The organism is Paraburkholderia sp. CI2, assembly GCF_014201055.1.
GTDB lineage: Bacteria > Pseudomonadota > Gammaproteobacteria > Burkholderiales > Burkholderiaceae > Paraburkholderia > Paraburkholderia tuberum.
Window position 1 is genome coordinate 1 of record NZ_JACHDL010000027.1, and the last position, 26,524, is coordinate 26,524.

Consider the following 26,524-nt stretch of genomic DNA (forward strand, 5'->3'; position numbering starts at 1 on the left):
CATTCGAGGTCTTCGCCGCGACCCTCGCATCAGCAAGTCAACCTCAAAGCTCTAAACATTAATCCCGCCGTTGCGCTTCACTCTTGAAACCGCCGTGCCTTTCGTCGCAGATGACATAACAGGCACCCGGTGGCCGCTGGCAGAACAGCTCCACGGAGTGCATTTCAAATACGGACAGGGACATGGGTGTGTCGATGGTCTATCTGAAGTCGCTGCCGGGGTTGACAGCAGTCAGATAATTACCGTGCGACAGGCAGTCCATACATGGGCGACAGCCCAAAATCTCCACGGCTCTCGATGAAACGGAAAAAAGCGCCCGCAGGAACATTGCGGTTTTTCGCGCCCGTAGCGCGGATGCTCGCGGGCAGCGACCGTACCACTGGTCTATGACCTTTCCAGCCGCCGGCGGCACTCGCGTAGCAGATCATTCGCCCGAAGCCGCTGTTCGCGCCAATACGGCGCGTACGTCCGCGAGCGCATCCTCGAAGAGACCAAAAATCGACACCTGCGCAACCGTTGCCGCTTTGGAGAAAGTCGAATGCTTGTTGTGGGTCGGGCGCTGCCCGTCGTGGCGAGTAGCCAGCGGCCAGGAGCGGCGGCAATGCATCTGCGCAGTCGCCAGTAGATTTGATTTGAGTCGCCTCCCCCTCGATCCCTTTATAATCCGGCATGACTTCCTTCACTCCCCATGCTGCAACCCGACGAGCGGAACCGCCCACGCGATTCATCGGTTCGCCGATTCCGCACACCTCAGCGACCCATTCGCCTTCCACGCATTTCGAACGCACGCGCCACGAGCCGCACTGGTCGGTCGTATGAAAATACCCAAACGGCTTGCACCGCTTCTTGACGAAGGACTCATCGACGAAGTGATCGGTCAGTTGATGAGCGGCAAGGAAGCAACCGTCTACGTCGTGCGCAGCGGCGACTCGATGCGGTGTGCAAAGGTCTACAAGGACGCGAAGCAGCGCAGTTTCCGGCAAGCCGCATCGTATCGGGACGGCCGCAAGGTCAAGAACAGCCGGCAGGCGCGTGCGATGGAAAAAGGTACTCGCTATGGGCGCCAGATGCAGGAGGAGTTGTGGCAAAACGCCGAAGTCGACGCACTGTTCCGACTTGCCGACGGGGGCGTGAGAGTGCCGCAACCCTATATCTGTACCGATGGGGTGTTACTGATGGAACTGGTGGTCGACGCAACGGGTGACGTCGCGCCACGCCTCAACGACGTCCATCTGACTGAAGCGCGCGCCCTTGAACTGCACGCCCTGCTGCTCAACCAGGTTGTCCGCATGCTCTGCGCGGGTGTGATTCACGGCGACCTGTCCGAATACAACATCCTGCTGGCGGCTGATGGACCGGTGATCATCGATCTGCCTCAGGCCATCGACGCCGCCGCCAACAACGAAGCCGCCTCGATGCTCAAGCGTGACGTCGACAACCTGGCGGCGTACTTCGGACGGTTTGCACCGCAAATTCTCGGCGCGGACTACGGAACGGAGATCTGGGCGCTGTTCGAAGCAGGCGAGCTGAAAGTCGATGTCAAATTGACCGGCCGCATCGAGCTCGACACGCGACCAGTCGACCTCGATAGCGTGCTGCAGGAACTCGAAGAGACACGTCTTGACGAAGACGCGCGAGTGCGGCGACAGCAGGAACTGAGCGCGAACTGATAACCCGTGCTCGATGTACCCCGAAAGGTGCCCCGAAACAAGGTCTTCGACGAATGTTGCACCGGGAACCGGTTGCGCACCGTCAGAATAGTCGAGTTCGGCCAGTTTCCGTCGCTGGACCGAGCGTCGCGTTCGGTTGCCGCGCCACCGCAAATCCGTCCATGATTCGTCCCGAATCTAATTAAACAGCCATCGGCGCGTTAGCGACCGTCGCCAATGCGGGCCCATGCGAGCCTGTCTGACCGCATTTTGATGTATGCCGGATCAGAGGACAGCGCGGGAGAGAGTTCACTCCAGGTTAACTCGGAAGGCGGCCCAAGATAAAGGATGGCGTCGAACTGCTCCTGCATCACAGGAGAGCGGACAGGATCGACATATATCTCCACCATGACGTCGTCGTGCCTAGTGAACATGGCGTGCGGATAATACGATCGAAAGCTCGCCTCTCCGAGCGGAGTGCCGAGAATGAGCGCAAGACTTGGCGTCAGCCAGGAGCTGACGTCGGACTGTAAAGTCGCCGGATCACCAAACACCGGGGTCCAAACAGAATAGACTTTGACGCCTTGGCTTTCCAGCAACGAAACGATGGTATTCGGCAACGGGTCGAATCGTTGCTCTGCCTTCTCTGGGAATTTCAATTGCCAGTACAGGTTCTTGCGCAAAAGGTGCATGCCGCCATAGACGACCAAAGCGCGGCGCCGCCTGGCCAGCACTTCACGTTGGATAATTTCAACCGCACAGGTGTTGCGGTCGCCCATGGCTTTCCAAGCCTTATCGAGATCGTCGGCGCTATTGATTTTCGACCAATCTATCGGCGGATCGCCTAACAAGATGCGAATCTGACGGTCTTTAGGGAGCGAGGCATTCACATCGCGGACTTCACGAAAAAGCCCTTCAAAGACAGGACGATCCCACACATCGTGGGGCTGCGTAGTGTTTTGCCAAGCTTGGCGGAGTTGATTTTCGGGTACGTCATCCCCCGCAACGAACCGGTCCATCATCTCCTGATAAAGAGAATTGCCACTTTCAACTACGATGTCGTTCACGATGTAAGCAAATCGGGGGTCCCGGATCAGCGAAACCCGAAAAGCATATGCTTGCTCACAGCCGTGGCCGCCGTCGCAAAGCGCGACGACATTGTGGGATTTGAAAGCGTCAAGAATAGCGGCGATCGGATCAATCGGACTTGCAGCTATTGTCATCGTGTGGGCTCCATCACTCTGGCGGCGAACGTTACGAATCGTTGACCAAGCATTTATGACGGTCGGACAGGCGGCAGGGTTCTGCGTGATGCATCTGGTTGGGTGTCTGGGTCCAATCAACGCGACCTTCCCTTGTGGGTCGACATGAGCCGGATGCCTTAAGCGGAAGTCAGCTCGAACGCGCCCTCCCGATCTCACCCGCCAGTGCATTCCCCAATACAGTTCCTGTCGATGATGATGGGCCGCCCGGTTTAATCGGCGATCGGCTCTTCATGCTCCATCGTATCGGCGGAATCAGCATTCTCGACCCGAGTCAAAACGAACTCGGCAACCGAGTTCCAGTGCCTCAATGCGACCACGCGCCCGTTTTCCATCACGAACTCGAATGTCCTTTGTGGCCATTTCGGGTTGCGAAACTGAAGACCCTTGAGCGGAGTTAAAACTTCCGCAGGAGCCTCTGGAAAGTGCAGCATGAGTTGGTTGTCGCGCCGCAGCTTGATCGCGCACTTGGCGCCGAAAGCAGCCTGGTACGTGCCGGTAAGCTGCTTGAGCACACCTGGCGCAGGCGCGTCCGGAATCCGGACGAACACGGCATCCGTCGCGTCGAGCCACAAACTGACGCGGTCGATATCGCCGAGTGGACTGGTCAGAAACGACATGGACCACGCGCCTTCGGCCTCGTCATCGTCGGTATCGAACCGGTCGTAGTGGTAATGATGCAATGGCAGCTTCGTTTGACGGAAACGAAACTGAAGCTGGAAATCGTTGAGTGAGATATGTAGTTGCCCGTAGGCAGGATGCTCGTAGCGACCGACGTAGTCTGCGAGATCGTGTGAGAACCGCGTGTCTGGAATTGCGCTTGGCCTTACCCGTTCGCGCGACTCGCGCATGTTCTGCTTTGCTTTCAAATGGAACTCGCGCAATGCATCCATCGAACTCGACTCACCCAGTCCCAGCAGGCGGTCGTAGACGTTGTAGCCGACGGCATTTCGCAGCATCGAGCAGTGGTCCCCGATCACGAACACGACTACGCCCAATTTCTCGCGCGGCAAATACGAGACCTGCGAATGGAAGGCGCGGAGATCGCCGCCATGACTCGCAAGCAGATGTCCCCGATACGAAGAGGTTTGCCGGCCCATCCCATAGATTGAATTAATCTCCGGCTCAAAACCAAGGACGTCGCCCAGCGGGTCCGGAAATGCGAGCCCAGGCGCCAAAGTAGCCTGCAGTATCTGCTCCGGAATCACCTTCTTTCCAGCCATCACCCCGTTGTTCATCAACACGGCCAGCCAGCGACTCATATCATCGAGGCTAGAGACGATGCTCCCCGCTGGACTCGACCAGTTCAACTCCGGATACGGTGTCTGCCAGAGCGCCTCACTATCGCGCCTCTCCGTGAACGGTACCGCGTGATTCGGATGAGCCAGCATGCCGGCAATGGTGAAAGCAGTCTGGGGCATACCCACAGGACTCAGAACCTCGTCGCGGACGAATTGATCCCACGACTTGCCGCTTAGCAACTCGATGATGTGGCCCACAGCCTCGTACATCATATTGTTGTAGATAAGCTTCGATCGAAATGGAGCGATAGGCTTCATGAATCGGATCCGGTCGAATAGTTCCTTCTTTGAGAACTCGGCTCTATGCAGGATCATGTCGTACCGGGGCACGCCGGTACGATGGCCGAGCATATCGCGTAGTGTCACCGCGGCATCGAGCGACTTGTCGTAAAAACGCAAACTCGGGACAACATCGCGGATCGGCTGATCGAAGGTCAGCGCGCCCTTTTCGACCAAAATGCCGGCGGCAATGGCCGTAAATAACTTGGTGTTCGACGCGATAGGAAACAAAGTTGACGATAAAAACGGCAGTCTGTTTGCATAGTCACGATAACCGTAGCCTCTCGTGAAGATGACTTTTTCGTCTTTTACAATACTGACGCCTATGCCGGGCGCGTTCCATTCATGCACCTGTGCTTTTATGTAATCGTCGAAATCGCCCAGATCGCTTAGCATCTACCGTCCTTTGATTCGAAGGTCAATTGTCGAGAGAGAGGTTGCTCTCATGCTCTTGCCCGATCGCTAAATACAGAGGAAAATCCGTCGCGCTCATTTGCCAAAGGATACTCAGGAAGCCTCTTTGGAGGCACTCACCCTGCCTTGAACGGTATGGCTTTTTGATGTGAAGCAGTGAAGACTGGAGCAAGTCAAAAACCGCAAGAAATTCTACAGGGAAAAATAAAAAAGTATTCGATTAGTGAACGCTAATGCCACGACTGCGTTCCTGAACGAACGGCCGTTATGGAGAAAATTGAACGACTTTTGCGGGTCGGGTATCGCCCATCGAGGTTGGCGCAGACTGATTTTCTCTTCACTTGAAAGGAGAGTCGAAATGGACGCGATCTTGAGATGGCCGAACAGACGGAAGACTGAGTGGTGATCGCCGGACAGCAATCGGACGCTGTCCGGTCAGGATGAGACATTCGACACACGTTTCTGATTCGTCGACAATCGGTGAATATAGACAAACCTCGACGGAAGACTTGAGATGATGCTGCGGCCGACAGAAATCCAAATTGAATCAACCCGGCTCTTGATCAAACCGTTCTCGGCCAACGACGCGGATGCTGCGTTCTCGTTCATCACCCCTTCGCTCACCCGTCACATGGCGTGGGAGCCGCCAGCATCCCGGCAGGATTTTGATGGTGTTTGGCGGTCCTGGGTACCGTCGATTGACGATGGGTCAGACTATGTGTTCGCGATACGTCAACGCGCCGACGGGAGTTTCCTTGGGTTAGCCGGGCTTCACCGCGTACGCACCGAGAGCCCGGAACTCGGTATCTGGATTCGTGAAGATCGTCATCGAAATGGGTTTGGTTGTGAAGCTGTGACCCTTGTTGCACACTGGGCAACGCGAACCATTGGTTGTGAAAGCTTTACCTATCCGGTTGCCGAAGAGAACCGTCCCAGCCGGCGCATCGCCGAATCGCTAGGCGGCGTCATTGTGGAAAGCCGCGCGACGCCAAAGTACAAGTCTGTGGTTTACAGAATTCCTCGCCAGCCAGTCGCAAGCGAGGTATAGGCGATTCTGCCTGTGGACTGGCTTCCGTCGGGCAAGATCGGCCAGTCAAGGTCAACGCCCAGATCGTCAACTGCGTGCGTGTCGGTCGACGCGAGTGTTAGCGACCCGATAACGATGAACTGCTCCAGCGTTCATACAATGCTGCGATATCCGTGGCACAGAGCAACTTCATCGACTTGCCGATCTCGTCCAGCGGCCAGTCCCACCAGTTCATCTCGAGGAGCATTCCGATCTCATCGTCCGAAAAGCGCTTTCGGATCGGCTTTGCCGGATTCCCGCCGATGATCGTATAGGGTTCAACGTCCTTCGTGACAACGGCGCAACTCCCGATCACGGCACCGTGACCGATGTGAACACCTGGCATGATCATCGCTTCGGAACCGATCCAGACGTCATTCCCGACAACCGTATCGCCGGCGGGTTCGAATGCATCGCAGGCGTCAGCAAACGCCGGTTCTTCCGTCATGTAGAAGAAGGGAAATGTGGTTACCCAATCGTTCCGGTGCCCCTGGTTGCCCGCCATCATGAACGTCGCACCACTTCCGATAGAGCAGAAGCTACCGATGATCAGCCGGTCGACACCTGTGCGGTCTGGCAACAGGTAGCGTGCACAGTCATCAAAGGAGTGTCCGTGATAGTAGCCAGAGTAGTAGCTGTAACGCCCCACGATGATGTTGGGATTGGTTACCTGCTCTGAAAGCGGCTTCCCCTTGAAGGGGCTGTCGAAGTAATTCTTCATAAAGGGACCACGCTGTAGTCTGGGCTGCGTTTATCGTTCGAGCACGCAGGTTACGAGGAAATCCGGTAGCGGCAAACCTGAGCCGTGCGGCAGAATCTTTCGTCAATGACGGTCGGGACCAGTCTCGCCGGTTTCAGCCAACTCCGGTCAGTCGACGCTGCCGCGTAAATTCGCGACAATCAGAGAGAATTCCGATCGCTCACGGCGCAGCGTCAAGTTCACATCCTGGCGTCAGCCAGTGGCCATCTACGCCCGGCGATCACATTCGAGCAGCCCGTACAGCGCGCTATCCGACACCTCATCGCCAACTATCCAGCGATCACGCAACAACCCTTCGCGGACAAATCCGAGCCGTTCGAGAAGAAGCGCCGAGGCTACATTTCGTGGGTCGATATCCGCCTCAATCCGGCGTAAATTCAGCGTGCCGAACGCGTGCTCGATCAGCGCGGAAACCGCCTCACTCATATATCCGTTTCCCCAATGCTTGCGTTGCAGACCAAAGCCTATCTCCGCGCGTCGGCATTGCTCGTCTGCATGAAAGAGAGCGCAATCACCGAGCACTTCGCCGGTTGTCTGCAACTCGACTGCACAGATGAAGTCTTGGCCGCCAGCTGACGTCTTCAATTTACGTGCGACTCGATCCGTTGCCTGATCCAGGGAAGTCATCGCCGGAAACGAAAAATAGCGCATCGCATCCGCGTCCGACCAGATCGCGAACAGTGGTTGCGCGTCTTCATGACGAAGCGGCCGCAGAACGAGGCGTGGGGTAGTCAGCGTGACGGGCTCGAATAATGGCATGACGGGGGCAGGGCGCCGGAAATAGATGACCCCATTAGAACATGTGGGCCGAGAGCCAACAACCGCACGCATCGAACCGCGTGGCAGCACAGCCTTTGTGCGGCCACTTTCGCGATTTACCTCTGTCGCTTACGGGTCGCGTGCTGCCGGTCATGACACGACACTTGTCGATCGCACAACGATTGGCAAGGTTCGGCCATGAAGGGTCATTCGACTCGGAGAATACAATCGGCAACAATCGGTGGCCGTTCGCGGCCGAAGCTACTCAGGGAGTGACGTGATGGCCGAAGCGCTGACGGATCTTAGTTCCTTTTCTTTCGTCCTCGCGGTTCCAAACCTCGAAGCCAGTGCCTCATACTTTCGGGACGCGCTCGGTTTTCGGCTGGACTGGCCCGACGGCACAGGTTGGAAGTTGGCCACGAGAGGGGGTGTGCGCGTCATGATCGGCCATTGCCCCGATGCCATGTTGCCTTCGGCAACCGGGGACCACAGTTATTTCGGCTACCTCCAAGTGGCGAACGCTGACGCACTTCATGGAGAACTTGTCGGTCGACGCGCCATCATCCTGCAACCTCCGACCGACAGACCGCACGGCATGCGCGAGTTCCTTGTCGGGACTCCGGATGGTCATCGAATGATGTTTGGTCAAGACCTGTCGTGACTCCGCGCATAAAAGGAAGCGACGACACAATGCTGATTGTTGTTGGCTTCACGGCTAGCTCGCACAAATTTTCTTGCGCTATGCCGACTGCATGAAGCGCAATTGGTGGCCGCCGCCGCGTGGGGCACAGCCCAGCCACTTTGAGACACTCGACCCCGCCGCTTAAACTGTTGTCAATCATTCCTCCTGAGGCGAAGAAAATGACAACTGAGATCGAACTCTTGAGGCCTACGACTGCGTTGCTGGCAAGCTACGTTTCGGCCCTTGAGGCGGGATGGTCACCTGACAATGTTCGTAAGGAGGTCGCTGCGCGCGAACAGTTGAATGCTATCGAGTTGAACGCAGAGGCATTCGTCGACGGGCTGGATGATCCGACCGCATCAGGCGGCCCGATTCCTTTGCCCGATGGCTCGACCGTTGCCCGTCTTCCAAGCATCATCCGATGGATTTGGGATGGCGATGTTAGCGGTGCGATCGGATTTCGTTGGCAGGCTGGATCTGCCGAATTGCCGCCGTATGTGCTCGGACATATCGGCTTCTCAGTCGTGCCGTGGAAGCGAGGCAACGGCTACGCCAAGCAGGCGCTCAATTTGATGCTTGGCGAAGCGAGGCTGCAAGGCTTGCCCTACGTGGAACTAACGGTTGATCCTGAAAATATAGCCTCACAGCGGGTGATCGCAGCATGCAGTGGTGTCCTGATTGACCGGTTCAAAAAGACCGCCGCCTATGGATTCGCGGAAACTCTTCGTTATCGCATTGAGCTAGACGACTGAGAAACCTGTCGGACCCTGTTCGGCCAACTCCGGAGATTGATCCATCTCTGTTGGATCGGCGACAATTCAAGCCCTGCACACGCCTATACGATGGAGCATCATGAGTGGCATTCAGCTAAGCCGAGTGATCCGTGCCGACGCCGCCGATTTGATCGCCGCAAACTCAGCAAGTCAGGACTATCACCTGCCTTGGGTCACATCCTTTACCGATCAAACGGGCTTCGATAACTGGTTTTCAGGTGGTCTCACCGGGTCGAACGTCGGCCTCATTGCGCGTGAAGTGGCATCGATTCAAATTGTCGGTGTGGTGAACATTAACGAAATAGTAATGGGTGCTTTTCGCAGCGCCTATCTCGGGTATTACGGAATGTCGAACTTCGCCCGGGCAGGGTTGATGACGGACGCGGTACGGGCAGCTGTGATCTATGCTTTCAGCGAACTTGGATTGCATCGGGTGGAGGCAAATATTCAACCAGGGAATATCGCGTCGATCGCACTTGTGCGGCGGTTGGGTTTTAAACAGGAAGGTTTTTCTCCTCGCTATCTCCGCGTAAATGGCGAATGGCGCGACCACGAGCGATGGGCGTTGCTGGCCGATATGCCCGGTTAGACACAGCCGCCACTCAAAAAAATAATGTGCTCACGCAGAAATTGTTTTTGTGCCAATATTAACAGCATGGAACTTCGTAACGTCCCGAGCAAGGCTCACCACCATCATCACGGTCGCTATCCGCTGCGCCGTGGGTAGTTACGTCCATAGCAAGGAATTCGACCTCACGGTCCATTTCATGTGCAAACGACCAAGGCGCTTAAGGCGCCTTTTTTTATTTCCCCACCATCAAGAGCTGAAGATGACCGACTCGATAAGCTATCGCCGCGCAACCGTGGACGACATTTTGAAAATTTGCGAGTTGGGTCAAATCTTGAACGCGATCCACCATCAGGCACGTCCTGACGTCTATGCAAACGCCACTGAAGAGTTCGCTCGAGACAAGCCGCACTGGCTAACTAGCCTTCAGGGAGAAGATCGAGCCATGTTTCTCGCCGAGCATGGCAGCACGGCGGTCGGCTTTATCACCGTTCAAGTGATGCAGCCGACAAGTCCACTGTTGCAACCGTTGACCGTTGGCCGCATTGGCTCAGTCGCTGTTTTGGAACGACTGCGGGGACGCGGCGTTGGGAGCACGCTGATGAAACTTGCTGAAAAGTGGGCACGAAAAAACGGTGCCAACGACATGAGGCTGACCGTTTGGGCGTTTAATGAACAGGCGGTCGATTTGTATCAGGAACTTGGCTACGAGCTTCGTGCGTTCGAGATGGGAAAGCAACTGCCTATTGCTGGGGATATGCCAGTCGCATGAGGCGATGCTCGGCCACGAACGGTCAGTCTATATTCGTGCATAGATCGTGGACAATTAATTGTTCACGTGAAACTTTTGAAACCTCTATTATCTGTTGCGTCTTTCCGAAAACGTTCTTGGAGCATTCAATGCGGATTAGAACCACCTATTTGAAAGTGTCGGACATGGAACGCAGTTCTGCTTTCTGGGAAAACCTGTTGGAACGCGCGCCGAACCGCAGGTCGGATAAGTGGACCGAATTCTCGCTCGGTGAAGTCCGCTTCGGGTTGCTGCTAAATGATTTTGGCGATGAGTTCGTCGGGAGCGGATGCGTTCCTGTGTTCGAATTTGACGTATCCGCCTTGCATATATTTCTGGATCGCGCCAAGGCTTTTGGAGCAACAGTCGCTCTCGACGGGCTAAACAATGAAGCCATGAAGAGCATTGTGTTGGTTAGCCCTGATGGCCATGAGTTCGAACTTTGCGCATGTCACGACTAATCGGTTGTTCTACCCCGAAAATCTAGGCCCGCGTTGCCCGTCGCGAGTGTCCGTTCCTAAGGGCGTCAACGGGCTCTTGTGGGTCGAACTCGGCCGACTGTAATATGCCCGGTTCGCCGATAAGCTTTCGCTCGCTCATTCTGGCAAATACGCACGCCTGGTGGTATTTTTGGTGGTATCCGTACCGGCAAAATTCCTCAAACCCGCTCAAGCAAAGCGATAGCAGGGGGTTTTTCATTCCGGCCCTGCCATCAAACAGTCTTCCCGATTCCCAATCGTCCGGAAGACGTCGCCAGTCGCATCTCCCATCAAAAACCCTTTAGCCACACCGGGATCATTCATCCAGGCTGGTAAGCACGCCCTCGCCGCCTCACCGACGGTGGAAAGTACCTTGCGACACAGAGCCCGTAAATGAGCAGCGCCGCGACCGTGTAGGACACGAATCGCGCCGCAAAGAACAGCAAGACTACGACGATCGCGGCCAGCAGCATCTCCAGTCTCGGACCGAGCGCCGACAACTGCCCGCCGCGCGCTTCGAAGGCGGTCCCCAGCAAAATCAGCAACGGGATCAACGCGAGCACCATGTGGATCGGCTCGAGGATCGGATAAGCCACGAGCATCGTCATCGAAGCGAGCGCGTAGTCGATGCGGCTGTCCCGATGGCGGCGAAACACCAGATACGCGGACAGCAGGCAAGCAGCCAGCACCAACGCATGCGAAGCAATCGACAGCAACGTACCGGACACCGGCATGCCGATCGTCGCCGATAGCGTCTGCAGCGCGCCCCTCACGGCATTGTTCATCGGCGCGCCGCCACCGCTCATCGCCAGTGCCATGCCGTTCAGGCGCGGCATGTCCGACACGAAGTAGTGCCACAAAACGTCGAAGCCGAGGCGCGCTCCGGTGATCAACGTCAACGCAATCGCAACGACGCTCGCCATCACGAACGTCCGCCATTCGCGACGCAGCAACAGCAGGCCGGCGACGGCCAGGGGCGTGAGCTTGATCGCGATCGCAAAGCCAAGAAAGAGTCCAGCGGCATAACCTTTGCCACGCTCGATCAGCGCGAAAGTCGCAATCAACAGGAAGAACAGCAGTTCGTTCGATTGGCCGTCGTAGGTATCTTCGACGAGCGGAAAGCTCAGCAGCGCGACCGCCACCAGCAGCAGGTTCACGCTGCGCTCCGTGCCGCGGTACGCCATCGTGACGACGAGATACAAAGCCACCGAGAACAACAAGATCGACGCACTCACCCAGACGATTTTCGCGGCGAGCGGCGTCAGCAGCGCGAGCGGCGCAAACACCAGCGCGAACTGCGGCGGGTAGGCGTAGAAGATGTCGTCGCCCGTCGAGCGCGCGCCGATGCCCTGCAAAAACGCGATGAGCGCGTCGTGGTCGTACAGGCGCGCCGGGTCATGCAGCACGACGTTGAAGGCGTACAGGTAGAAATTGAAATCGCCGAAGGCGTCAGGGACGTTGCCACGAAACTTCGCGACGACGTGCAGGATACGCAGCGCGAGGCAGGCTACCGCAATCAGCAAAAGGAGCGCGGCACCCGCGCCGAAGTTCGACCTGGTTCGTACGGCGCCTGCGTTGAACATGGTGTCTCTCCGCGGTACGTCAATCAACGTGGGAGGTGCTGCGCCCATGAGACCCGCGCTAGCGGGGGCGTACCAGCAGACCGTGTCGCCGGTACGGTCCGGGGATAGCCGGCATGGCCAGCCATGCCGGCTTCGTGCCGGACGACCGGACAGAGATTACCGATTCGCAAAAATCGATCTGTGCGCTCGCCCACACGAGACCGACCTATGTCGGGAACTTCGGCTCGTGAAGATCGTTCGTTGGCGGCGAATCGCCGTGTTCGCTGCGGAATGCCACGCACGTCGCGCCGATCGGCGCTTATCGGCTCGCGGCCCCCATGCCAGCGCGCGCAACCTCACGGCGTCGCTTGATCACGTAGCCGCCCCACATCAGCACGAGCCATGCCGGCACCAGCCACACCGAGATCGACAAGCCCGGCGTCAGCGCCAGAATCACGAGGATCAGCGCCATGAATGCCAGGCAGATCCAGTTGCTGACCGGGAGCCAGAACGAGCGGAACACCAGCGTTTCGCCCGCGGCTACCATCGCCTTGCGCGACTTCAGATGCGTGAGGCTGATCAGCGCCCAGTTCAGCACCAGCGCCGCGACCACGAGCGACATCAGCAGTCCGAGCGCTTCCGGCGGGATCACGTAGTTGATGATCACGCACGCGAACGTCGCGAGCGCCGACAGACCGATCGCCAGATTACGGCACGCCTCGCCGGTCGAGCTTCAGCAGCGCGCGCGGCGCGTTGCCCTGTTCGGCGAGGCCCTATTCCTCTGACATTCGGAGCCGCCCGCTTCGTTCTGCGCCGCACTTAAGCGCGCGGATTGTGATTGTCACGGGGATGGCGCCTGGGTATGTTGCCGAAGTCCACTTTTCATGCCGCGGAGCTTCAATATGTTGCCCAAACGTCTGCTTTGCGCCGCCGTGTTGTGCCTCTGCTTCGCGGGCGTCAGTACGTCCGCGCTCGCGCAGACGGTGCCCGCCGCCCAGCAAACGGCCGATGACGCCGCGTCGCAGGCAAGCGGCCAGCCTGCGCCAGCGCCTGCCCCCGCTACTGCCAGCAAGCCGCCTGCCGCCGCGCTCGGCGGCCCGGTGCGCAACATCGTGCTCGTGCATGGCGCGTTTGTCGACGGATCGAGCTGGAACGGCGTGGTCGCGAAGCTGCAGCAAAAGGGTTATCACGTGAGCTCGGTGCAGAACCCGCTGACCTCGCTCGCCGACGACGTCGCCGCGACCCGCCGCGTGCTCGATCGCGAGAACGGTCCGGTGCTGCTGGTCGGGCACTCGTGGGGCGGCGTCGTGATCACCGAGGTCGCCGCGAATGCGCCGAACGTCGCCGGGCTCGTGTATGTCGCCGCGCTTGCGCCGCAACTGCACGAATCGGCGATGGACGTGATGAAGGCCGGCGGGCCGATGCCGGCCGGCCAGAGCATCAGCAAGGACGCGAACGGGTTTTTGTGGATCGACCGCGCGCGCTATCACGCCGATCTCGCCGCCGACGTGCCCGAGACCGTCACACGCGTGCTCGCCGCCGCGCAGGTGCCGATCGCCGCGAGCGCATTCGACGAACCGGTCGATCAGGTCGGCTGGAAGGACAAACCGTCGTGGTACGTGCTGACGACGAAAGACCACGCGGTGTCGCCCGATCTGCAGAGAATGATCGCCGCGCGCATCGGCGCGAAGGTGGTGCCGGTCGCGTCGAGCCATCTCGCGCCGGTGTCGCACGCCGGGGCGGTGGCGGAGGCGATCGATCACGCGGCGCGCGAGTTGAGCCGGCAGCAGCAGTAAGCCGGCGGCTCGACGCCGCGCGGCTCAGCGCAGCATGAACGACATCGCCGACAGACAGTTCAGCATCCGCACCGCATGCTCGGCCGACGCCGCACTGAAGCGCAACCTCACGCCATCGACGCGCGTAAGCGTCGGCCATTGGCAGAACAGATCGGCGAGCCCGCTCGTTTGCACGCGCAGTTCGCAGTCGATCGTTCGCGGCTCCGCGCGCGTCGCGGCAGGCGCGCGGCCCGCTTCGACATGCTGACGGACCACGTCGCGCGCGGCGACCCGCAGCGCCTCGCGCACGCTCGCGGGCGACTGCGTGACGCCGCTTGCTTGCCCGGTTGCGGTCTTCGTGACGACGAAACGCGCGCCGGGAAAATGCGACGCGGTTTCCTCGGCGAACACGTCGTCACCCGATAAAAGCACCACGCGCGCGCCATATTCTTCGGCGAGCGCACCGTACAGCCCCGCTTCGCCCAGCTCCACGCCGTTGAACGCCACGCGCGCGAACGCGAAGCTGTTGATCGTGTGCGCGAGGATGCCGCGCGTTTGCGCCTTCGCGTGATAGCCGAGCATGAAGACCAGCGCCGCACCGTATTCGAGCCCGGCCATCATGCCGAGCGTGCGCGGCTTGCCGAGTACGAGCTGGGCGCGCGGATCGAGCAGATCGGGCAGCAGGTTGCGAAAGCCGCCGTGCGAATCATTGACCCACACGTCGGTCGCGCCGCCCGCGAACGCGCCTTCGACGGCCGCGTTGGCTTCGAGCGTCATCCAGCGTCGCGCGGCTTCGTATTCGCCGTTGCCCGCGCGCGTCTGCTCGGCATGGAACACGCCGGCGATGCCTTCGATGTCGGTGGAGATCAGGACTTTCATCGCGCGGAATTCCGCAGCAGGTGGGCAAGGTCCGGCACGCTGTCGCGCAGCGACAGCCGCCGATGGCCGTCGCGACCGGTGACCGACTCGGCGCTCCACAATGCATCGACGATCGCCTGCTCGACGCTGTCGGCGCAGGCGCGAAACAGCGGGTCCATACAGTGATCCGCGACCAGCGGCGGCAGCGCGACGAAGTCCGCGCCGTGCGGCACCGTGTACGCGGTCGAAAACGCCAGCGCGATATCGCCGCTGCCGTGGCCGTACACCGAGCCGGTGCGCGCGAGACCGGCCGCCGCGCGCAACGACAGGCGTTTCAGCTGGCGCGCGTCGAGTGGCGCATCGGTCGCGACGATCATGATGATCGAGCCTTGCTCGGGTTGCTCGGGGGTCGCGTGAGCAGCGGCACTGGCAGCATTCGCCGCCTCAGCGACGGCCGCGCGTTCGGCCAGCATGCGGCCGAGCGGCGCGCCGTCGATCGTCAGCATCGGCAGACGGCCGAAGTTGGCAAGCACGAGCGCGCCAACGGTGTAGTCAGGGCCCGCCGCACTGAACACGCGCGACGCAGTGCCGATGCCGCCCTTCAGATCGAAACACGACATGCCGCGCCCCGCGCCGAGCGCACCGCTCGCGACATCGGCACTTGCCGCGTCGAATGCTTCGTTGAAGTGCTGTTCGGTCACGGCAAGCGCCTGAATGTCGTTCACATAGCCATCGTTGCACTCGAACACGAGCGGATTGAGCGTCGACCATTCGCGGCCGATGAGCGGATTCGCGCGAATCGCCGCGCGGATCTGTGCCTGCGCGACCGTACCGACGCCGAAGGTGTTGGTCAGCGCGATCGGCGTCTCCAGCGTGCCGAGTTCGTCGAGCTGCACGAGCCCGACACTCTTGCCGAAGCCGTTGATCACCGACGCGGCGGCCGGCACCTTGTCGACGAACGGATCGCCGCGATGCGGCCGGATCACGGTCACGCCGGTTTGCAGCGCGCCTTCGGCAAGCGTGCAATGACCGACGCTGACGCCGTCCACGTCGGCGATCGTGCCGAGCGCTCCGGCCGGCAACGTGCCGAGATGCGGCGCGCGCTCAGCCGAATGATGGTTGCTCATGCTCATGGCCGATCCAGCTTCGGATCGAGCGCATCGCGCAGACCGTCGCCGAGCAGATTGAACGCGAGCACGGTCAGGAAGATAGCGAGGCTCGGAAACAGCGCGATATGTGGCGCGGTCACCATGTCGGCGCGAGCTTCGTTGAGCATCGCGCCCCACTCGGGCGTCGGCGGCTGCGCGCCCAAGCCGAGAAACGACAGGCTCGCCGCCGTGATGATCGACGTGCCGATGCGCATCGTCAGGTACACGACGACCGACGAAATCGTGCCCGGCAGAATGTGCCGCGCCATGATCGTCCAGTCCGACGCGCCGATGCTGCGCGCCGCCTCGATATAGGTGAGCTGCTTGAGCATCAGCGTATTGCCGCGCACGAGCCGCGCGAATGCCGGAATGCTGAAGATCGCCACGGCGCAGATCACGTTGATCATGCCGTTGCCGAGAATCGCGACCACGCCGATCGCGAGCAGAATGCCGGGGAACGCGAACAGCACGTCGGCCACGCGCATCGTGATGCGATCCCACCAGCCCTCGTAGTAACCGGCAAGCAGACCGAAGAACGTGCCGATCACCGCGCCGATCGCAACGGACAGAAAGCCTGCCTCGAGCGAAATGCGCGAGCCGACGAGGATGCGGCTGAAGATATCGCGGCCCAGCGAATCGACGCCGAACCAGTGCGCGGCCGACGGCCCCGCGTTCAGCGCGTCGTAGTCGAAGAAGTTCTCGGGGTCGTACCGCACGATATGCGGCGCGATGATCGCGACCACGATCAGGAGCAGCACGAACACGCCGGCGGCCAGCGCGACATGCTGCTTGCGGAACTTGCGCCAGAATTCGCTCCACGGTGTGCGGATCGCGCGTTCGGAGGCAACGGGAGTGGCCGCATTCGGCCCGGTGGCAGTGGTGCTCATGCGGGCCTCACTTGAAACGGATGGTCGGGTTGATCACCGCGTACAGCACGTCGACGATCAGGTTGATGATGATGAATTCGAGCGAGAACAACAGCACCTCGGCCTGAATGATCGGATAGTCGCGCATCGACACGGCATCGACGAGCAAACGGCCGAGGCCCGGCCAGTTGAACACCACCTCGACGACGATCGAGCCGCCGAGCAGGAAGCCGAACTGCAGACCCATCATCGTGACGACGGGAATCAGCGCGTTGCGCAGGCAGTGCTTGATGATCACGAGCCGCTCGGGCACGCCCTTCGCACGCGCGGTGCGCACGAAGTCCTCGTGCAGCACTTCGACGAACGAGGCCCGCGTGAAGCGCGCCATCACGGCCGCGACCGCCGCGCCGAGCGTCAGCGACGGCAGCACGTAGCTGCGCCACGAACCATCGCCGACGATCGGCAGCCAGCCGAGCTGCACCGAGAAAATCTGCATCAGCAGCATGCCGAGCGCGAACGCCGGAAACGAAATGCCCGACACCGCGAGCGTCATGCCCAGGCGGTCCGGCCAGCGGTTGCGCCACACCGCAGAGGCGATGCCGATCGCCATGCCGATCACGACCGCCCACACCATGCTCGCGATCGTCAGCCACAACGTCGGGAAGAAGCGTTCCGCGATCTCCTGGCTCACCGGCCGCTTGCTGCGCGTCGAAACGCCGAAGTCGCCATGCGCCATCCGCCAGAAAAAACGGACGAACTGCTGCGGCAGCGGCTTGTCGAGCCCGAGGTCGGAGCGCACGAGGGCCACGGTCGCCTCGTCCGCCTCAGGACCGGCAGCGAGCCGCGCCGGATCGCCCGGCAGCAGATGCACGAACAGGAACACCAGCACGGCGACGATGAAGAGCGTCGGCAGCAGGCCTAGCAGACGTTTGACGAGGAAGTTCAGCATGAAACCAGTCCGGCAAATGAGCGGCAAATGAGCGGCAAATCAGGCGGGCAACGAGGACTCGTGTGCGGCGGCGGCGCGGCGGCGGGCTGGCTGAACCGCCGCCTGCGCATGCCGCCTCGTCAGCTCATCACTTAATCGCGATCTCGTCGAAGTTGAACGAGCCGTCCGGCGCGACGTAAGCGCCCGACAGACGCTTGCTGCGCGCATACACGACCTTCTCCTTGACGAGGAAGATCCACGGCGCGTCGGCCCAGATGCGCTTCTGCGCGTCGGTGTAGAGCGCGGCCTTCTGCGTGCGGTCGGTCGTTTCGAGCGCCTGCTTCAGATCGTTGTCGACCGCGTCGTTCTTGTAATACGACGTATTGACCATCTTCGGCGGAATCGAGTAGCCCGCGAGCAGCGGGCTGATCGCCCAGTCCGCCTCGCCGGTCGACGACGACCAGCCCGCGTAGTACATCCGCACCGGCGCGGTCGCCGGGTCCTGCGCGCTTTCGACCTTGGCGACGCGCTGACCCGCTTCGAGCGCCTCGACGCTGGCCTTGATGCCGACCTGCGCGAGCTGCTGCTGCACGAACTGGATCACCTTCTGCGCGGTCGAGTAGTTATACGCGGACCACAGCGTCGTTTCGAAGCCGTTCGGATAGCCCGCTTCCTTCAGCAGTTCGCGCGCCTTCGCGGGATCGTACGGCCAGGGTCCGAGCTTGACCGCATAGTCGACGCCCTGCGGCACCACGCCGTCGGCCGGCGTCGCGTAACCGGCGAACGCGACCTTCGTCAGCGCTTCCTTGTTGACCGCGTAATTCAGCGCCTCACGCACCTTCGGGTTGTCGAAGGGCTTCTGATTCATGTTCAGGCTGATGTAGCGCTGGATGATCGACGGCGCCGCGATCAGATCGACCTTCGGGCTCGACTGCAGTTGCGCGGCCTGCTCGAACGGCACCTGGAACGCGAAGTCCGCTTCGCCGGTGCGCATCAGCGCGGCGCGCGTGTTGTTGTCGACGACCGGCTTCCAGTCGATCGCATCGATCTTCGGATAACCCTTCTTCCAGTAGCCGGCGAACTTCTTCACGGTCAGGTCGCCGGCCGGGTCCCACTTCACGAGTTCGAACGGGCCCGTGCCGACCGGATGAAACGCGATGTCCTTGCCGTACTTCTTCAGCGCGTCCGGCGAGATCATCACCGCAGACGGATGCGCGAGCACGTTGATGAACGCCGAGAACGGCGTTTTCAGCGTGACGCGCACCGTGTACGGATCGACCACTTCCGTTTTCTCGATGCGGCTGAACATGTTGTAGCGCTTCAGCTTGTTGGCCGGATCGGTCACGCGGTCGAAGTTCGCCTTCACGGCGGCCGCATTGAAGTCGGTGCCGTCCTGGAACTTCACGCCATGGCGCAGCTTGATCGTATAGACGCGCGCGTCGGGGCTCGCCTCATAGCTGTCGGCGAGCACGTTGACGAGCTTCATGTCCTTGTCGAAGCCGAACAGCCCCTGATAGAACGATTTCGCGACCGCCTGCGACAGCGTGTCGTTCGCGTCGTACGGATCGAGCGACGTGAAGGTCGACGCGACGGCCATCACGGCCGTCGTTTCGGCGTGCGCCAGATTGCCCGCGAGCGTCGCGAACACCACCGCGCCGCCGCTGACGAGCGCGCGCAAACGAAACGGAGAGGACGGGAACAGCAGGTTCATGAGGTTGCTCCAGGCTGCGAGTTAAGGGTGTGACAGGGTCGTTATGGTTGGCTTGTGCTTCGGCTGCGGGTGCTGCGGGTTTTGCTTCGGGTCTTTTTGCTTTAACGCGATGCGGCGCTTCGCTCAATAAGCGCCGCCGACGCGATGCTGCGCGACGAAATGATCCGGGCCCACCGCGACGAGCGGCGCGACGACCGGCTCGTCGTGCAGCGCGCGGATCGGGCTCGGAATATCGTCGGCGGCGAGCATGCGTTGCGCGTGACGGCGCGCGGGATCGGCGACCGGCACCGCGCTCATCAGCTTCTTCGTGTACGGATGCTGGGGCGCCTCGAACACCGCGCGACGCGGACCGATCTCGACGATCTGGCCGAGATACATCACCGCGACGCGATGGCTGACCCGCTCGACCACCGCCATGTCGTGCGAAATGAACAGATACGCGACGCCGAGCTCGCGCTGCAGGTCGAGCATCAGATTGACGATCTGCGCCTGCACGGAGACGTCGAGCGCGGACACCGATTCGTCGGCGATCACGACCTTCGGATTCAGCGCGAGCGCGCGAGCAATCGCGATACGCTGACGCTGCCCGCCCGAAAACTCATGCGGATAGCGGCGCGCAGCCTCGGCCGGCAAACCGACTTTCTCGAGCAGCCACGCGACGCGCGCCTGCGCTTGCCCACCCTGCGCGACGCCATGCACGAGCAGCGGCTCCATGATCGAGAAGCCGACGGTCAAGCGCGGATTCAACGACGCGAACGGATCCTGGAAAATAAACTGGATATCGCGGCGCAGCGCCTGCAACGCGGGCCCGGTCAGCGAGCTGATTTCCTTGCCAGCGAATTCGATCGAGCCACTCTGACTTTCGACGAGCCTCAGCAGCGAGCGGCCCGTGGTCGACTTGCCGCAGCCCGACTCGCCGACCAGCGCGAGCGTTTCGCCGGGCCGCAGATCGAAGCTGACTTTTTCGACCGCATGCACACGGCCCGTCATACGGCCGAACAGGCCGCTACGGACCGCAAAGCGCGTGACCAGATCGCGCACGCGCAGGATCGGCGGCGTGTCGTCGCGCACCAGCGGCTGCGCTTCTTCGGCGACAGCCGCCGCCGGCTGCACCGCGGCATCGGCGCCGTTCGCGCCGGCCTGCTCGACGCTCAGGATCGGAAAGCGCGCGGGCTGATCGGTGCCCTGCATCGAGCCGAGCCGCGGCACCGCCGCGAGCAGCGCCTTCGTGTACGGATGCGACGGCGCGGCGAACAGCGCGTCCGACCCGCCCTCCTCGACCTTCTCGCCGCGATACATGACGAGCACGCGGTCGGCCACTTCGGCAACCACGCCCATGTCGTGCGTGATGAAGATCACGCCCATGTTCATCTCGTCCTGCAAGCCGCGAATCAGTTGCAGGATCTGCGCCTGGATCGTCACGTCGAGCGCGGTGGTCGGTTCATCGGCGATCAGCAGCGCGGGCTTGCACGACAACGCCATCGCGATCATCACGCGCTGGCGCATGCCGCCCGACAGCTGATGCGGGTAACGCGCCGCGACGCGCCTTGCCTCGGGAATCCGCACGATCTCGAGCAGACGCAAGGTTTCGGCGCGCGCGGCCTCGCGGCTCTTGCTCTGGTGCAGCGCGATCGCCTCGCTGATCTGATCGCCGACCGTGAAGACCGGATTGAGCGAGGTCATCGGCTCCTGGAAGATCATCGCGATGTCGGCGCCGCGAACTGTGCGCATCGTGCCGGACGACGCCTTCGCGAGATCGAGCACGCTGCCGTCGCGCCCCCGGAATGCGATGCTGCCGCCGGCAAGACGGCCGCCGCCATGCTCGATCAGCCGCATCAGCGCCAGCGACGTGACCGACTTGCCCGAGCCCGATTCGCCGACGATCGCGAGCGTCTCGCCGCGCTCGACCGTGAACGACAGATTGCGCACCGCGTTGAAGGTCGAATCGCCGCGGCGGAACGCGACCGTCAGATCGTCGACCGCGAGCACGCGCTGCGGCGGCAGGGTCTCGATAAGCGGGCTGGCGGTGTGCGAGGAAGTCGGCACGGTGGTTCCTTTGCTTTGAATTCGAACGCGGCTAACGGGGCCTCAGGCAGGCGGCGACACGCGCCAGCGGCTAGCGATAGATCGCCGTCACCGGCGTTTCGCCGAGCCGCGCGAAACCGCGGTACATACCCTCGGTATTGAACGGCAGCGTGACATTGCCCCGCGCGTCGACGGCGACGAGGCCACCGCGTCCGTCGATCTTCGGCAAGCGGTTCATCACGACGTCGTGCGCGGCTTCTTCGAGCGAGACCTGGCGATAGGCCATCTGCGCGGCGACGTCGTAGGCGGCGACCATGCGCATGAACATTTCGCCCGCGCCGGTGGTCGATACCGCGCAGGTCGCGTCGTCCGCGTAGCAGCCCGCGCCGATCAGCGGCGTATCGCCGACGCGGCCCACCTGCTTGTTGGTCACGCCGCCCGTCGAGGTCGCCGCGGCGAGATGCCCGTGGCGGTCGAGCGCGACTGCGCCGACGGTGCCGAACTTGCGATTCGGATCGATCGGCTCGTGCGGCGTCGGGTCGTCGTTGCTCGAAGCCGTGGACGCGAGCGTCGCGGCGTCGTGATCGAGCATCGGACGCTGCTGCTTACGCGCCAGTTGCCATTGGCGATAGCGCGCGTCGGTATCGAAGTAGCTGTTGTCGACGAACTCGAGCCCCTGCGCGGCCGCGAACGCTTCCGCGCCGTCACCGGTGAACAGCACGTGGTCGCTGCGTTCGAGCACGCGGCGCGCGGCGAGAATCGGATTGCGCACGCGCTTCACGCAACAGATCGCGCCCGCGTCGAGCGTGCGGCCGTCCATGATCGCGGCGTCGAGCTCGTGCGTGCCGGCTGCCGTGTAGACCGCGCCGTGGCCCGCATTGAAGAGCCCGCAGTCTTCGAGCAGCCGCACCGCTTCGCTGACCGCGTCGAGCGCGCTGCCGCCGTCGGCGAGCACGCGCTGGCCAGCGCTCAGCACCGCGTTGAGCGCCGCGTGATATCCGGTTTCGGCGCTGGCCGACATCGACGTGCGCAGGATCGTCCCGGCCCCGCCGTGAATGGCAATGACTGCGTTGGAGTTCATCGTTTGGATCGTGGAGTGCGGGTGGTTCGGGGAGTGCGGGGTGCTGTGATGGCTTTTGCTTCGGCATCCCTGGCTTTCGTGCTTCTGGCTTGGGTGCTGTCGGCCTTTGCGCCGTCGCTGTGTTTTAGCCTTGCAGCCCTCGCGCGCGCGGCTTTGCTCAGGGCGCGCGCCGGCTCCTGCGCGGCGCCGGCCGCGCCCGACTGCGGATCGAACAGCCACGGCAGCACGAACTCGCTGACCTCGGCGGCCGCCTTGACCGAGCGTTGCGCGCTATACGCGACCGCGTCGCACAAGGCCTCGATGACCGCGAGCACGGCCGAATCGGCATTCGACGCGAGACGCCGGTCGGTGCGGACATACAGCGCCAGGTCCGCGAACCGCACGAGCGGCGAGCGCGGACCGTCGGTGAGCGCGAGCACGCGCGCGCCGCGTTCGGAGGCGCGGCGCGCGAGTTCGATCGTGTCCTCGACATAGCGCGGAAACGCGATGCCGATCACGAGATCGCCCGGGCCCGAACCCACGAGGTGCCGCGCCGCATGCGACGGCCCGCCGCTCAGTGCCAGCGAATGCACGTTGTCGTGATACGGCAGCAGCCCGTGCTCCATCAGGCTCGCGAGAAACGCGCTGGCGCCGAAGCCGATCACGAATACGCGACGCGCGGCGATGATTGCGTCGACGGCGGCGTCGGCGGTCGCGCGATCGATCGACGTACGCGTCGCATGCAGATTGTTGGCGGCCTGCTCGAGCGACGCGTCGATCAGATCGTCACCGGCCGCGAGCGTTTCCTGCGCGCTGCGCAGCCGCTCGACCGGCGCGAGCGTCGCCTCGAAGCCACGCACGAGCGCCTCGCGAAACTGCGGATAACCGTCGAAGCCGAGCGCGCGCGCAAAGCGATTCGCGCTCGCGACCGACGCGCCGACCACGCTCGCGAGCTCGTCGATACGCATCGTCGCCGCGCGGAACAGATGGGCCAGCACGTACTCGCCCATGCGCTGGTGGATCGGCGTGAGCGTCGGCATCGCAGCGGTGATGCGCGTGGCAATGGCCTGCTCGGCGGGGTTCGACACAGCGGACGGGTGATGGATCATGCGAACGGAAAAGCGCGATTGTTCCGGGTGAAGGAGATGAAATTATATTTACATGAAACTCGCGCCGAAAAAAATTCATTTTCATTATTTCGAGGGTTTTCACCGACCGAAGGTCTTCAGACAATGGAGTTCAGCATCCACGCCATGCCGCACCCCGGTGAAAATCCATTTTCATCGGGGCGATGGGTGGCTTCACCGCGTGCCGCGCTCCGCCGCTCAGCACGCCGCCGCGCTCTGTTCGGGAATGCCCAGGAGCCGCGCCGCCGGCGACATCACGATGATCAGCGCCTGCACGACGAACGCGAGCGACGCCGCGACCAGACACACGTCGATGCTCCAGCGCGCGCTGAGCGCGGCGCCGAGCAGCGCGCCCACCGGCCGCGCGCCGTAGGTGGCGGTGCTGATCAGCGCGGACACGCGGCCGATCATCCGTTCGGGCGTGATCGCCTGACGCAGCGTGGTCGAGCCGACGACCCACAGGATTGGTCCCGCGCCGAGCAGGAAGAAGCTCGCGAGCGCGAGCCAGAACGATGGGACGATCAGCGTCGCCACCATCACGAGCGACGCGAGCAGGCCGCACGACGGTCCGACGATCAACAGACGGCCGAATGCGAGACGCCGCACGACCGCGGGCGCGGCGAGCGCGCCGCAGACCATGCCGACCCCGTACGCGCCGAGCGTCACGCCGACCGCCGAGGCATTGAGCCCCAGCCGATGCACCGCGTAAGGCACATAGACCGCCTGCAGGATGAAGAAGCCGAGATTGAAGAACACGGCGGTCAGCAGCATCGGCAGCAGCAACGGATCGCGCAGCACGAAGCGCGTGCCGTCGCGCAGCTCCAGCATGAAGTGCCGCCGCGGCGCGGCCGCGCGCGGCGGCTCGCGCAATCCCGCCAGCAACGCGACCGCGAACGCCGACAACATCGCCGCGCCGCCATACGCCCAGCCCGCGCCGATCCAGCCGACCAGCACGCCGCCCAGCGCCGGCCCCGCCGAATACGCGACGCTGCGCGCGAGTTCGAGCCGGCCGTTCGCGCTCGCATAGGCGTCGCGCGGCACGATCGACGACACCAGCGACGGCGCCGCAACGTTGTAGGCGACCGTACCCGTCGCGGCGACGAAGCCGAGCGCGGCGAGCAGCGGCAGGTTCAGCGCATGCGTGAGCACCAGCAGCAGCACGCACAGCATCGCGCAGACCCGCACGCTCTCGGCGAGCGTCATCAGCACGCGGCGCGAGCGGCGGTCGGCCCAGACGCCGAGCGGCATCGACAGCAACAGGAACGGCAGCGTCTGCGCGGTTTGCAGCAGACCGGTATCGCGCGCGTCGGCGCCGAGCGCGAACACCGCGACGAGCGGTGCGGCGGCGAGGCTGATCTGCTCGGCCGATTGCGCGCACAGGTTCGACCAGGCGAGGCGCTGGAATGCGCGGGGCAGACGTCGCGCATTGGACGGCGAAGACGACGAAGGGGAAGACGTGGCGGACATCGATGCACTCCCGAGTTTGACGTGAGGCATTCATCGTCGGCGCTTGGGACTTGCGGGGCGCTCCGCTTCTTGCGGTGTTATTCTTCGCTCGCCATGAATCTCGAAAGCATTCTCTTTACTCAAGGTTTCGGTTCGCGCCGCCAATGCCGTGCGCTGATCGGCGACGGCCGCGTCAGCGTCGACGGTGCGATTTGCACCGATGCCGACGCCGATTTCGCTATTGATGGCGGCGCGTTGCGCTTTAGCGTCGACAACGTCGAATGGCCGTATCGCGAGCACGCGTATCTGCTGCTGAACAAGCCCATCGGCTACGAATGCTCGCGCGATCCGCAGCATCATCTGAGCGTGTTCAGCCTGCTGCCGCCGCAGTTCGCCGAGCGCGGCGTGCAGTGCGTCGGCCGTCTCGATCAGGACACCACGGGCCTCCTGCTGCTCTCCGACGACGGCAAGTTCGTGCATCAGTTCACGTCGCCGAAACGCAAGGTGCCGAAGCTCTACGTCGCGACCACGCGCCATCCGCTCGACGACGCGCAGCTCGCCGCGCTGCGCGACGGCGTGCTGCTGCACGGCGAAACGAAACCGAGCGCCGCGCTCGACGCCCAGGCGCGCGACACTCACACGCTCGCGCTCACCGTGCTCGAAGGCAAATACCACCAGGTCAAGCGGATGATCGCGGCCTCGGGCAACCGCTGCGAGGCGCTGCATCGCGAACGGATCGGTGGGCTCGCGCTTCCCGCGGCGCTCGCGCCCGGCGCATGGCAATGGCTCGACGCAGCGGGGCTTGCCGCGCTGCGGGCCGGGTAAACGACTAGCCCCAACGAGCGCCCGCCTAAGCCCTTGATGCGCCGGAGAAAGCCCGCGCGCATTGCGGTGCACCGAACATAGGCCGTTGCGTTGCAGCATGCCGTTGCTTACATGTCGCCCTATACTCGTCTAAACAAACGACTACAAAGGTTTCAAGGAGGGGCGTCATGCAAATCGACGGCACGATGGCGTTTTCGCACGCAATGATCGTGTTCATCTGCCTTGCGCTGCTGCTGGTCGGCGGATTGCTGGTCATCATGCGGCTGCGGCACAAGTACCATCCGAATCTGATCGGCGCATTGATCGGCGGCATGCTGTGCTTCCTGTTGCTGGAAGTGCTGCCTGCGCTGAGCTGATGCCGGTTGGACCGCGCAGCTCGTTTTGCGCGGCGCATTGATGCGGTGCGGCGGA

The 26,524-nt window shown here is 62.2% G+C and carries 24 protein-coding genes and 1 pseudogene; 10 read left to right on the top strand and 15 right to left on the bottom strand.

Translation table 11 applies throughout. The features are described from left to right. Window positions 1-815: 815 nt before the first annotated feature. The gene (locus tag HDG32_RS29065; protein ID WP_184051664.1) at window positions 816-1,670 is read left to right on the top strand and encodes a PA4780 family RIO1-like protein kinase; all 855 of its coding nucleotides are present in this window, start codon (window positions 816-818) and stop codon (window positions 1,668-1,670) included. A 200-nt stretch (window positions 1,671-1,870) separates the two neighbouring features. Here the strand turns inward: HDG32_RS29065 and HDG32_RS29070 are convergent, their stop codons facing one another. Beyond that, the gene (locus HDG32_RS29070; RefSeq protein ID WP_184072599.1) at window positions 1,871-2,872 is read right to left on the bottom strand and encodes a hypothetical protein; all 1,002 of its coding nucleotides are present in this window, start codon (window positions 2,870-2,872) and stop codon (window positions 1,871-1,873) included. A gap of 251 nt (window positions 2,873-3,123) precedes the next feature. Further along, window positions 3,124-4,887 carry a serine hydrolase gene (locus tag HDG32_RS29075; RefSeq protein ID WP_184072601.1) on the bottom strand — a complete coding sequence of 588 codons (1,764 nt, stop codon included), beginning with the start codon at window positions 4,885-4,887 and terminating at the stop codon, window positions 3,124-3,126. 532 nt (window positions 4,888-5,419) lie between these two features. Between HDG32_RS29075 and HDG32_RS29080 the strand changes: the two genes are divergently transcribed. After that, window positions 5,420-5,953 (top strand): GNAT family N-acetyltransferase, encoded by a 534-nt coding sequence (locus HDG32_RS29080; protein ID WP_184023198.1) that lies wholly within the window; start codon window positions 5,420-5,422, stop codon window positions 5,951-5,953. A 97-nt stretch (window positions 5,954-6,050) separates the two neighbouring features. Here HDG32_RS29080 and catB read toward each other — a convergent pair whose 3' ends face one another. Further along, window positions 6,051-6,692 (bottom strand): type B chloramphenicol O-acetyltransferase, encoded by a 642-nt coding sequence (catB, locus tag HDG32_RS29085; protein WP_090801522.1) that lies wholly within the window; start codon window positions 6,690-6,692, stop codon window positions 6,051-6,053. 246 nt (window positions 6,693-6,938) lie between these two features. Further along, window positions 6,939-7,490 carry a GNAT family N-acetyltransferase gene (locus tag HDG32_RS29090; RefSeq protein ID WP_184072603.1) on the bottom strand — a complete coding sequence of 184 codons (552 nt, stop codon included), beginning with the start codon at window positions 7,488-7,490 and terminating at the stop codon, window positions 6,939-6,941. Window positions 7,491-7,770: 280 nt separating this feature from the next. Between HDG32_RS29090 and HDG32_RS29095 the strand changes: the two genes are divergently transcribed. The 5 genes from HDG32_RS29095 (at window position 7,771) to HDG32_RS29115 (ending at window position 10,764) form a co-directional block, all read left to right on the top strand. Then, window positions 7,771-8,151: a VOC family protein gene (locus tag HDG32_RS29095; RefSeq protein ID WP_184072605.1), complete on the top strand. Its 381-nt coding sequence runs from the start codon at window positions 7,771-7,773 to the stop codon at window positions 8,149-8,151. A 200-nt stretch (window positions 8,152-8,351) separates the two neighbouring features. After that, entirely contained in the window at window positions 8,352-8,924 is a 573-nt protein-coding gene (locus tag HDG32_RS29100) for a GNAT family N-acetyltransferase (RefSeq protein ID WP_018421033.1), read from the top strand. A 100-nt stretch (window positions 8,925-9,024) separates the two neighbouring features. Then, window positions 9,025-9,534, top strand: a complete 510-nt coding sequence (locus HDG32_RS29105) for a GNAT family N-acetyltransferase (protein WP_184072607.1) — start codon at window positions 9,025-9,027, stop codon at window positions 9,532-9,534. Window positions 9,535-9,775: 241 nt separating this feature from the next. Continuing rightward, complete coding sequence (locus tag HDG32_RS29110) at window positions 9,776-10,285, top strand: GNAT family N-acetyltransferase (protein ID WP_184072609.1); 510 nt, start codon at window positions 9,776-9,778, stop codon at window positions 10,283-10,285. A 128-nt stretch (window positions 10,286-10,413) separates the two neighbouring features. After that, the gene (locus HDG32_RS29115) at window positions 10,414-10,764 is read left to right on the top strand and encodes a VOC family protein (protein ID WP_018421036.1); all 351 of its coding nucleotides are present in this window, start codon (window positions 10,414-10,416) and stop codon (window positions 10,762-10,764) included. A gap of 338 nt (window positions 10,765-11,102) precedes the next feature. Here the strand turns inward: HDG32_RS29115 and HDG32_RS29120 are convergent, their stop codons facing one another. After that, window positions 11,103-12,365 (bottom strand): glycosyltransferase family 87 protein, encoded by a 1,263-nt coding sequence (locus tag HDG32_RS29120; RefSeq protein WP_184072611.1) that lies wholly within the window; start codon window positions 12,363-12,365, stop codon window positions 11,103-11,105. A 298-nt stretch (window positions 12,366-12,663) separates the two neighbouring features. Then, window positions 12,664-13,117, bottom strand: a pseudogene (locus HDG32_RS29125) (aromatic amino acid transporter AroP); the annotation flags it as partial. 129 nt (window positions 13,118-13,246) lie between these two features. On the opposite strand from HDG32_RS29125, the gene HDG32_RS29130 reads away from it, so the two are divergent. Next, window positions 13,247-14,140 carry an alpha/beta fold hydrolase gene (locus HDG32_RS29130; protein WP_184072613.1) on the top strand — a complete coding sequence of 298 codons (894 nt, stop codon included), beginning with the start codon at window positions 13,247-13,249 and terminating at the stop codon, window positions 14,138-14,140. A 24-nt stretch (window positions 14,141-14,164) separates the two neighbouring features. On the opposite strand, the gene HDG32_RS29135 is transcribed toward HDG32_RS29130, so the two are convergent. The 9 genes from HDG32_RS29135 to HDG32_RS29175 form a co-directional block, all read right to left on the bottom strand. Further along, entirely contained in the window at window positions 14,165-14,998 is an 834-nt protein-coding gene (locus tag HDG32_RS29135) for a M55 family metallopeptidase (RefSeq protein ID WP_184072615.1), read from the bottom strand. Next, window positions 14,995-16,110, bottom strand: a complete 1,116-nt coding sequence (locus HDG32_RS29140) for a P1 family peptidase (protein WP_184072617.1) — start codon at window positions 16,108-16,110, stop codon at window positions 14,995-14,997. Before HDG32_RS29140 ends, HDG32_RS29135 begins: the two co-directional genes overlap by 4 nt. Then, window positions 16,107-17,012 (bottom strand): glutathione ABC transporter permease GsiD, encoded by a 906-nt coding sequence (gene gsiD, locus HDG32_RS29145; protein WP_184072618.1) that lies wholly within the window; start codon window positions 17,010-17,012, stop codon window positions 16,107-16,109. Before gsiD ends, HDG32_RS29140 begins: the two co-directional genes overlap by 4 nt. Before the next feature lie 7 nt (window positions 17,013-17,019). After that, window positions 17,020-17,940: a glutathione ABC transporter permease GsiC gene (gene gsiC / locus HDG32_RS29150; protein WP_090801536.1), complete on the bottom strand. Its 921-nt coding sequence runs from the start codon at window positions 17,938-17,940 to the stop codon at window positions 17,020-17,022. Between the two features lie 127 nt (window positions 17,941-18,067). Continuing rightward, window positions 18,068-19,630: a glutathione ABC transporter substrate-binding protein GsiB gene (gsiB, locus tag HDG32_RS29155; RefSeq protein WP_184072620.1), complete on the bottom strand. Its 1,563-nt coding sequence runs from the start codon at window positions 19,628-19,630 to the stop codon at window positions 18,068-18,070. A 123-nt stretch (window positions 19,631-19,753) separates the two neighbouring features. Next, a complete protein-coding gene (locus HDG32_RS29160) occupies window positions 19,754-21,676 on the bottom strand; it encodes a dipeptide ABC transporter ATP-binding protein (protein ID WP_184072622.1) in 1,923 nt (640 codons plus the stop codon). A 70-nt stretch (window positions 21,677-21,746) separates the two neighbouring features. Then, window positions 21,747-22,736 carry an isoaspartyl peptidase/L-asparaginase family protein gene (locus tag HDG32_RS29165; RefSeq protein WP_184072624.1) on the bottom strand — a complete coding sequence of 330 codons (990 nt, stop codon included), beginning with the start codon at window positions 22,734-22,736 and terminating at the stop codon, window positions 21,747-21,749. Then, window positions 22,733-23,824, bottom strand: coding sequence for a MurR/RpiR family transcriptional regulator (locus tag HDG32_RS29170; RefSeq protein WP_184072626.1), 1,092 nt, complete (start codon window positions 23,822-23,824; stop codon window positions 22,733-22,735). Before HDG32_RS29170 ends, HDG32_RS29165 begins: the two co-directional genes overlap by 4 nt. Window positions 23,825-24,040: 216 nt before the next feature. Continuing rightward, entirely contained in the window at window positions 24,041-25,309 is a 1,269-nt protein-coding gene (locus HDG32_RS29175; RefSeq protein ID WP_184072628.1) for an MFS transporter, read from the bottom strand. Window positions 25,310-25,402: 93 nt separating this feature from the next. Here HDG32_RS29175 and HDG32_RS29180 point away from each other — a divergent pair, with 93 nt between their 5' ends. Beyond that, window positions 25,403-26,113, top strand: coding sequence for a pseudouridine synthase (locus HDG32_RS29180; RefSeq protein WP_184072630.1), 711 nt, complete (start codon window positions 25,403-25,405; stop codon window positions 26,111-26,113). Between the two features lie 167 nt (window positions 26,114-26,280). Beyond that, window positions 26,281-26,469, top strand: a complete 189-nt coding sequence (locus HDG32_RS29185; protein ID WP_184072632.1) for a hypothetical protein — start codon at window positions 26,281-26,283, stop codon at window positions 26,467-26,469. Window positions 26,470-26,524 lie beyond the last annotated feature (55 nt).

Coding starts and splice junctions, on each gene's coding strand:
- gsiD (WP_184072618.1), bottom strand. CDS start 17,012: ATGAGCACCACTGCCACCGGGCCGAATGCGGCCACTCCCGTTGCCTCC.
- HDG32_RS29140 (WP_184072617.1), bottom strand. CDS start 16,110: ATGAGCATGAGCAACCATCATTCGGCTGAGCGCGCGCCGCATCTCGGC.
- HDG32_RS29100 (WP_018421033.1), top strand. CDS start 8,352: ATGACAACTGAGATCGAACTCTTGAGGCCTACGACTGCGTTGCTGGCA.
- HDG32_RS29120 (WP_184072611.1), bottom strand. CDS start 12,365: ATGTTCAACGCAGGCGCCGTACGAACCAGGTCGAACTTCGGCGCGGGT.
- gsiB (WP_184072620.1), bottom strand. CDS start 19,630: ATGAACCTGCTGTTCCCGTCCTCTCCGTTTCGTTTGCGCGCGCTCGTC.
- HDG32_RS29185 (WP_184072632.1), top strand. CDS start 26,281: ATGCAAATCGACGGCACGATGGCGTTTTCGCACGCAATGATCGTGTTC.
- HDG32_RS29115 (WP_018421036.1), top strand. CDS start 10,414: ATGCGGATTAGAACCACCTATTTGAAAGTGTCGGACATGGAACGCAGT.
- HDG32_RS29170 (WP_184072626.1), bottom strand. CDS start 23,824: ATGATCCATCACCCGTCCGCTGTGTCGAACCCCGCCGAGCAGGCCATT.
- HDG32_RS29065 (WP_184051664.1), top strand. CDS start 816: ATGAAAATACCCAAACGGCTTGCACCGCTTCTTGACGAAGGACTCATC.
- HDG32_RS29105 (WP_184072607.1), top strand. CDS start 9,025: ATGAGTGGCATTCAGCTAAGCCGAGTGATCCGTGCCGACGCCGCCGAT.
- gsiC (WP_090801536.1), bottom strand. CDS start 17,940: ATGCTGAACTTCCTCGTCAAACGTCTGCTAGGCCTGCTGCCGACGCTC.
- HDG32_RS29165 (WP_184072624.1), bottom strand. CDS start 22,736: ATGAACTCCAACGCAGTCATTGCCATTCACGGCGGGGCCGGGACGATC.
- HDG32_RS29095 (WP_184072605.1), top strand. CDS start 7,771: ATGGCCGAAGCGCTGACGGATCTTAGTTCCTTTTCTTTCGTCCTCGCG.
- HDG32_RS29130 (WP_184072613.1), top strand. CDS start 13,247: ATGTTGCCCAAACGTCTGCTTTGCGCCGCCGTGTTGTGCCTCTGCTTC.
- catB (WP_090801522.1), bottom strand. CDS start 6,692: ATGAAGAATTACTTCGACAGCCCCTTCAAGGGGAAGCCGCTTTCAGAG.
- HDG32_RS29090 (WP_184072603.1), bottom strand. CDS start 7,490: ATGCCATTATTCGAGCCCGTCACGCTGACTACCCCACGCCTCGTTCTG.
- HDG32_RS29135 (WP_184072615.1), bottom strand. CDS start 14,998: ATGAAAGTCCTGATCTCCACCGACATCGAAGGCATCGCCGGCGTGTTC.
- HDG32_RS29070 (WP_184072599.1), bottom strand. CDS start 2,872: ATGACAATAGCTGCAAGTCCGATTGATCCGATCGCCGCTATTCTTGAC.
- HDG32_RS29180 (WP_184072630.1), top strand. CDS start 25,403: ATGAATCTCGAAAGCATTCTCTTTACTCAAGGTTTCGGTTCGCGCCGC.
- HDG32_RS29175 (WP_184072628.1), bottom strand. CDS start 25,309: ATGTCCGCCACGTCTTCCCCTTCGTCGTCTTCGCCGTCCAATGCGCGA.
- HDG32_RS29075 (WP_184072601.1), bottom strand. CDS start 4,887: ATGCTAAGCGATCTGGGCGATTTCGACGATTACATAAAAGCACAGGTG.
- HDG32_RS29110 (WP_184072609.1), top strand. CDS start 9,776: ATGACCGACTCGATAAGCTATCGCCGCGCAACCGTGGACGACATTTTG.
- HDG32_RS29080 (WP_184023198.1), top strand. CDS start 5,420: ATGATGCTGCGGCCGACAGAAATCCAAATTGAATCAACCCGGCTCTTG.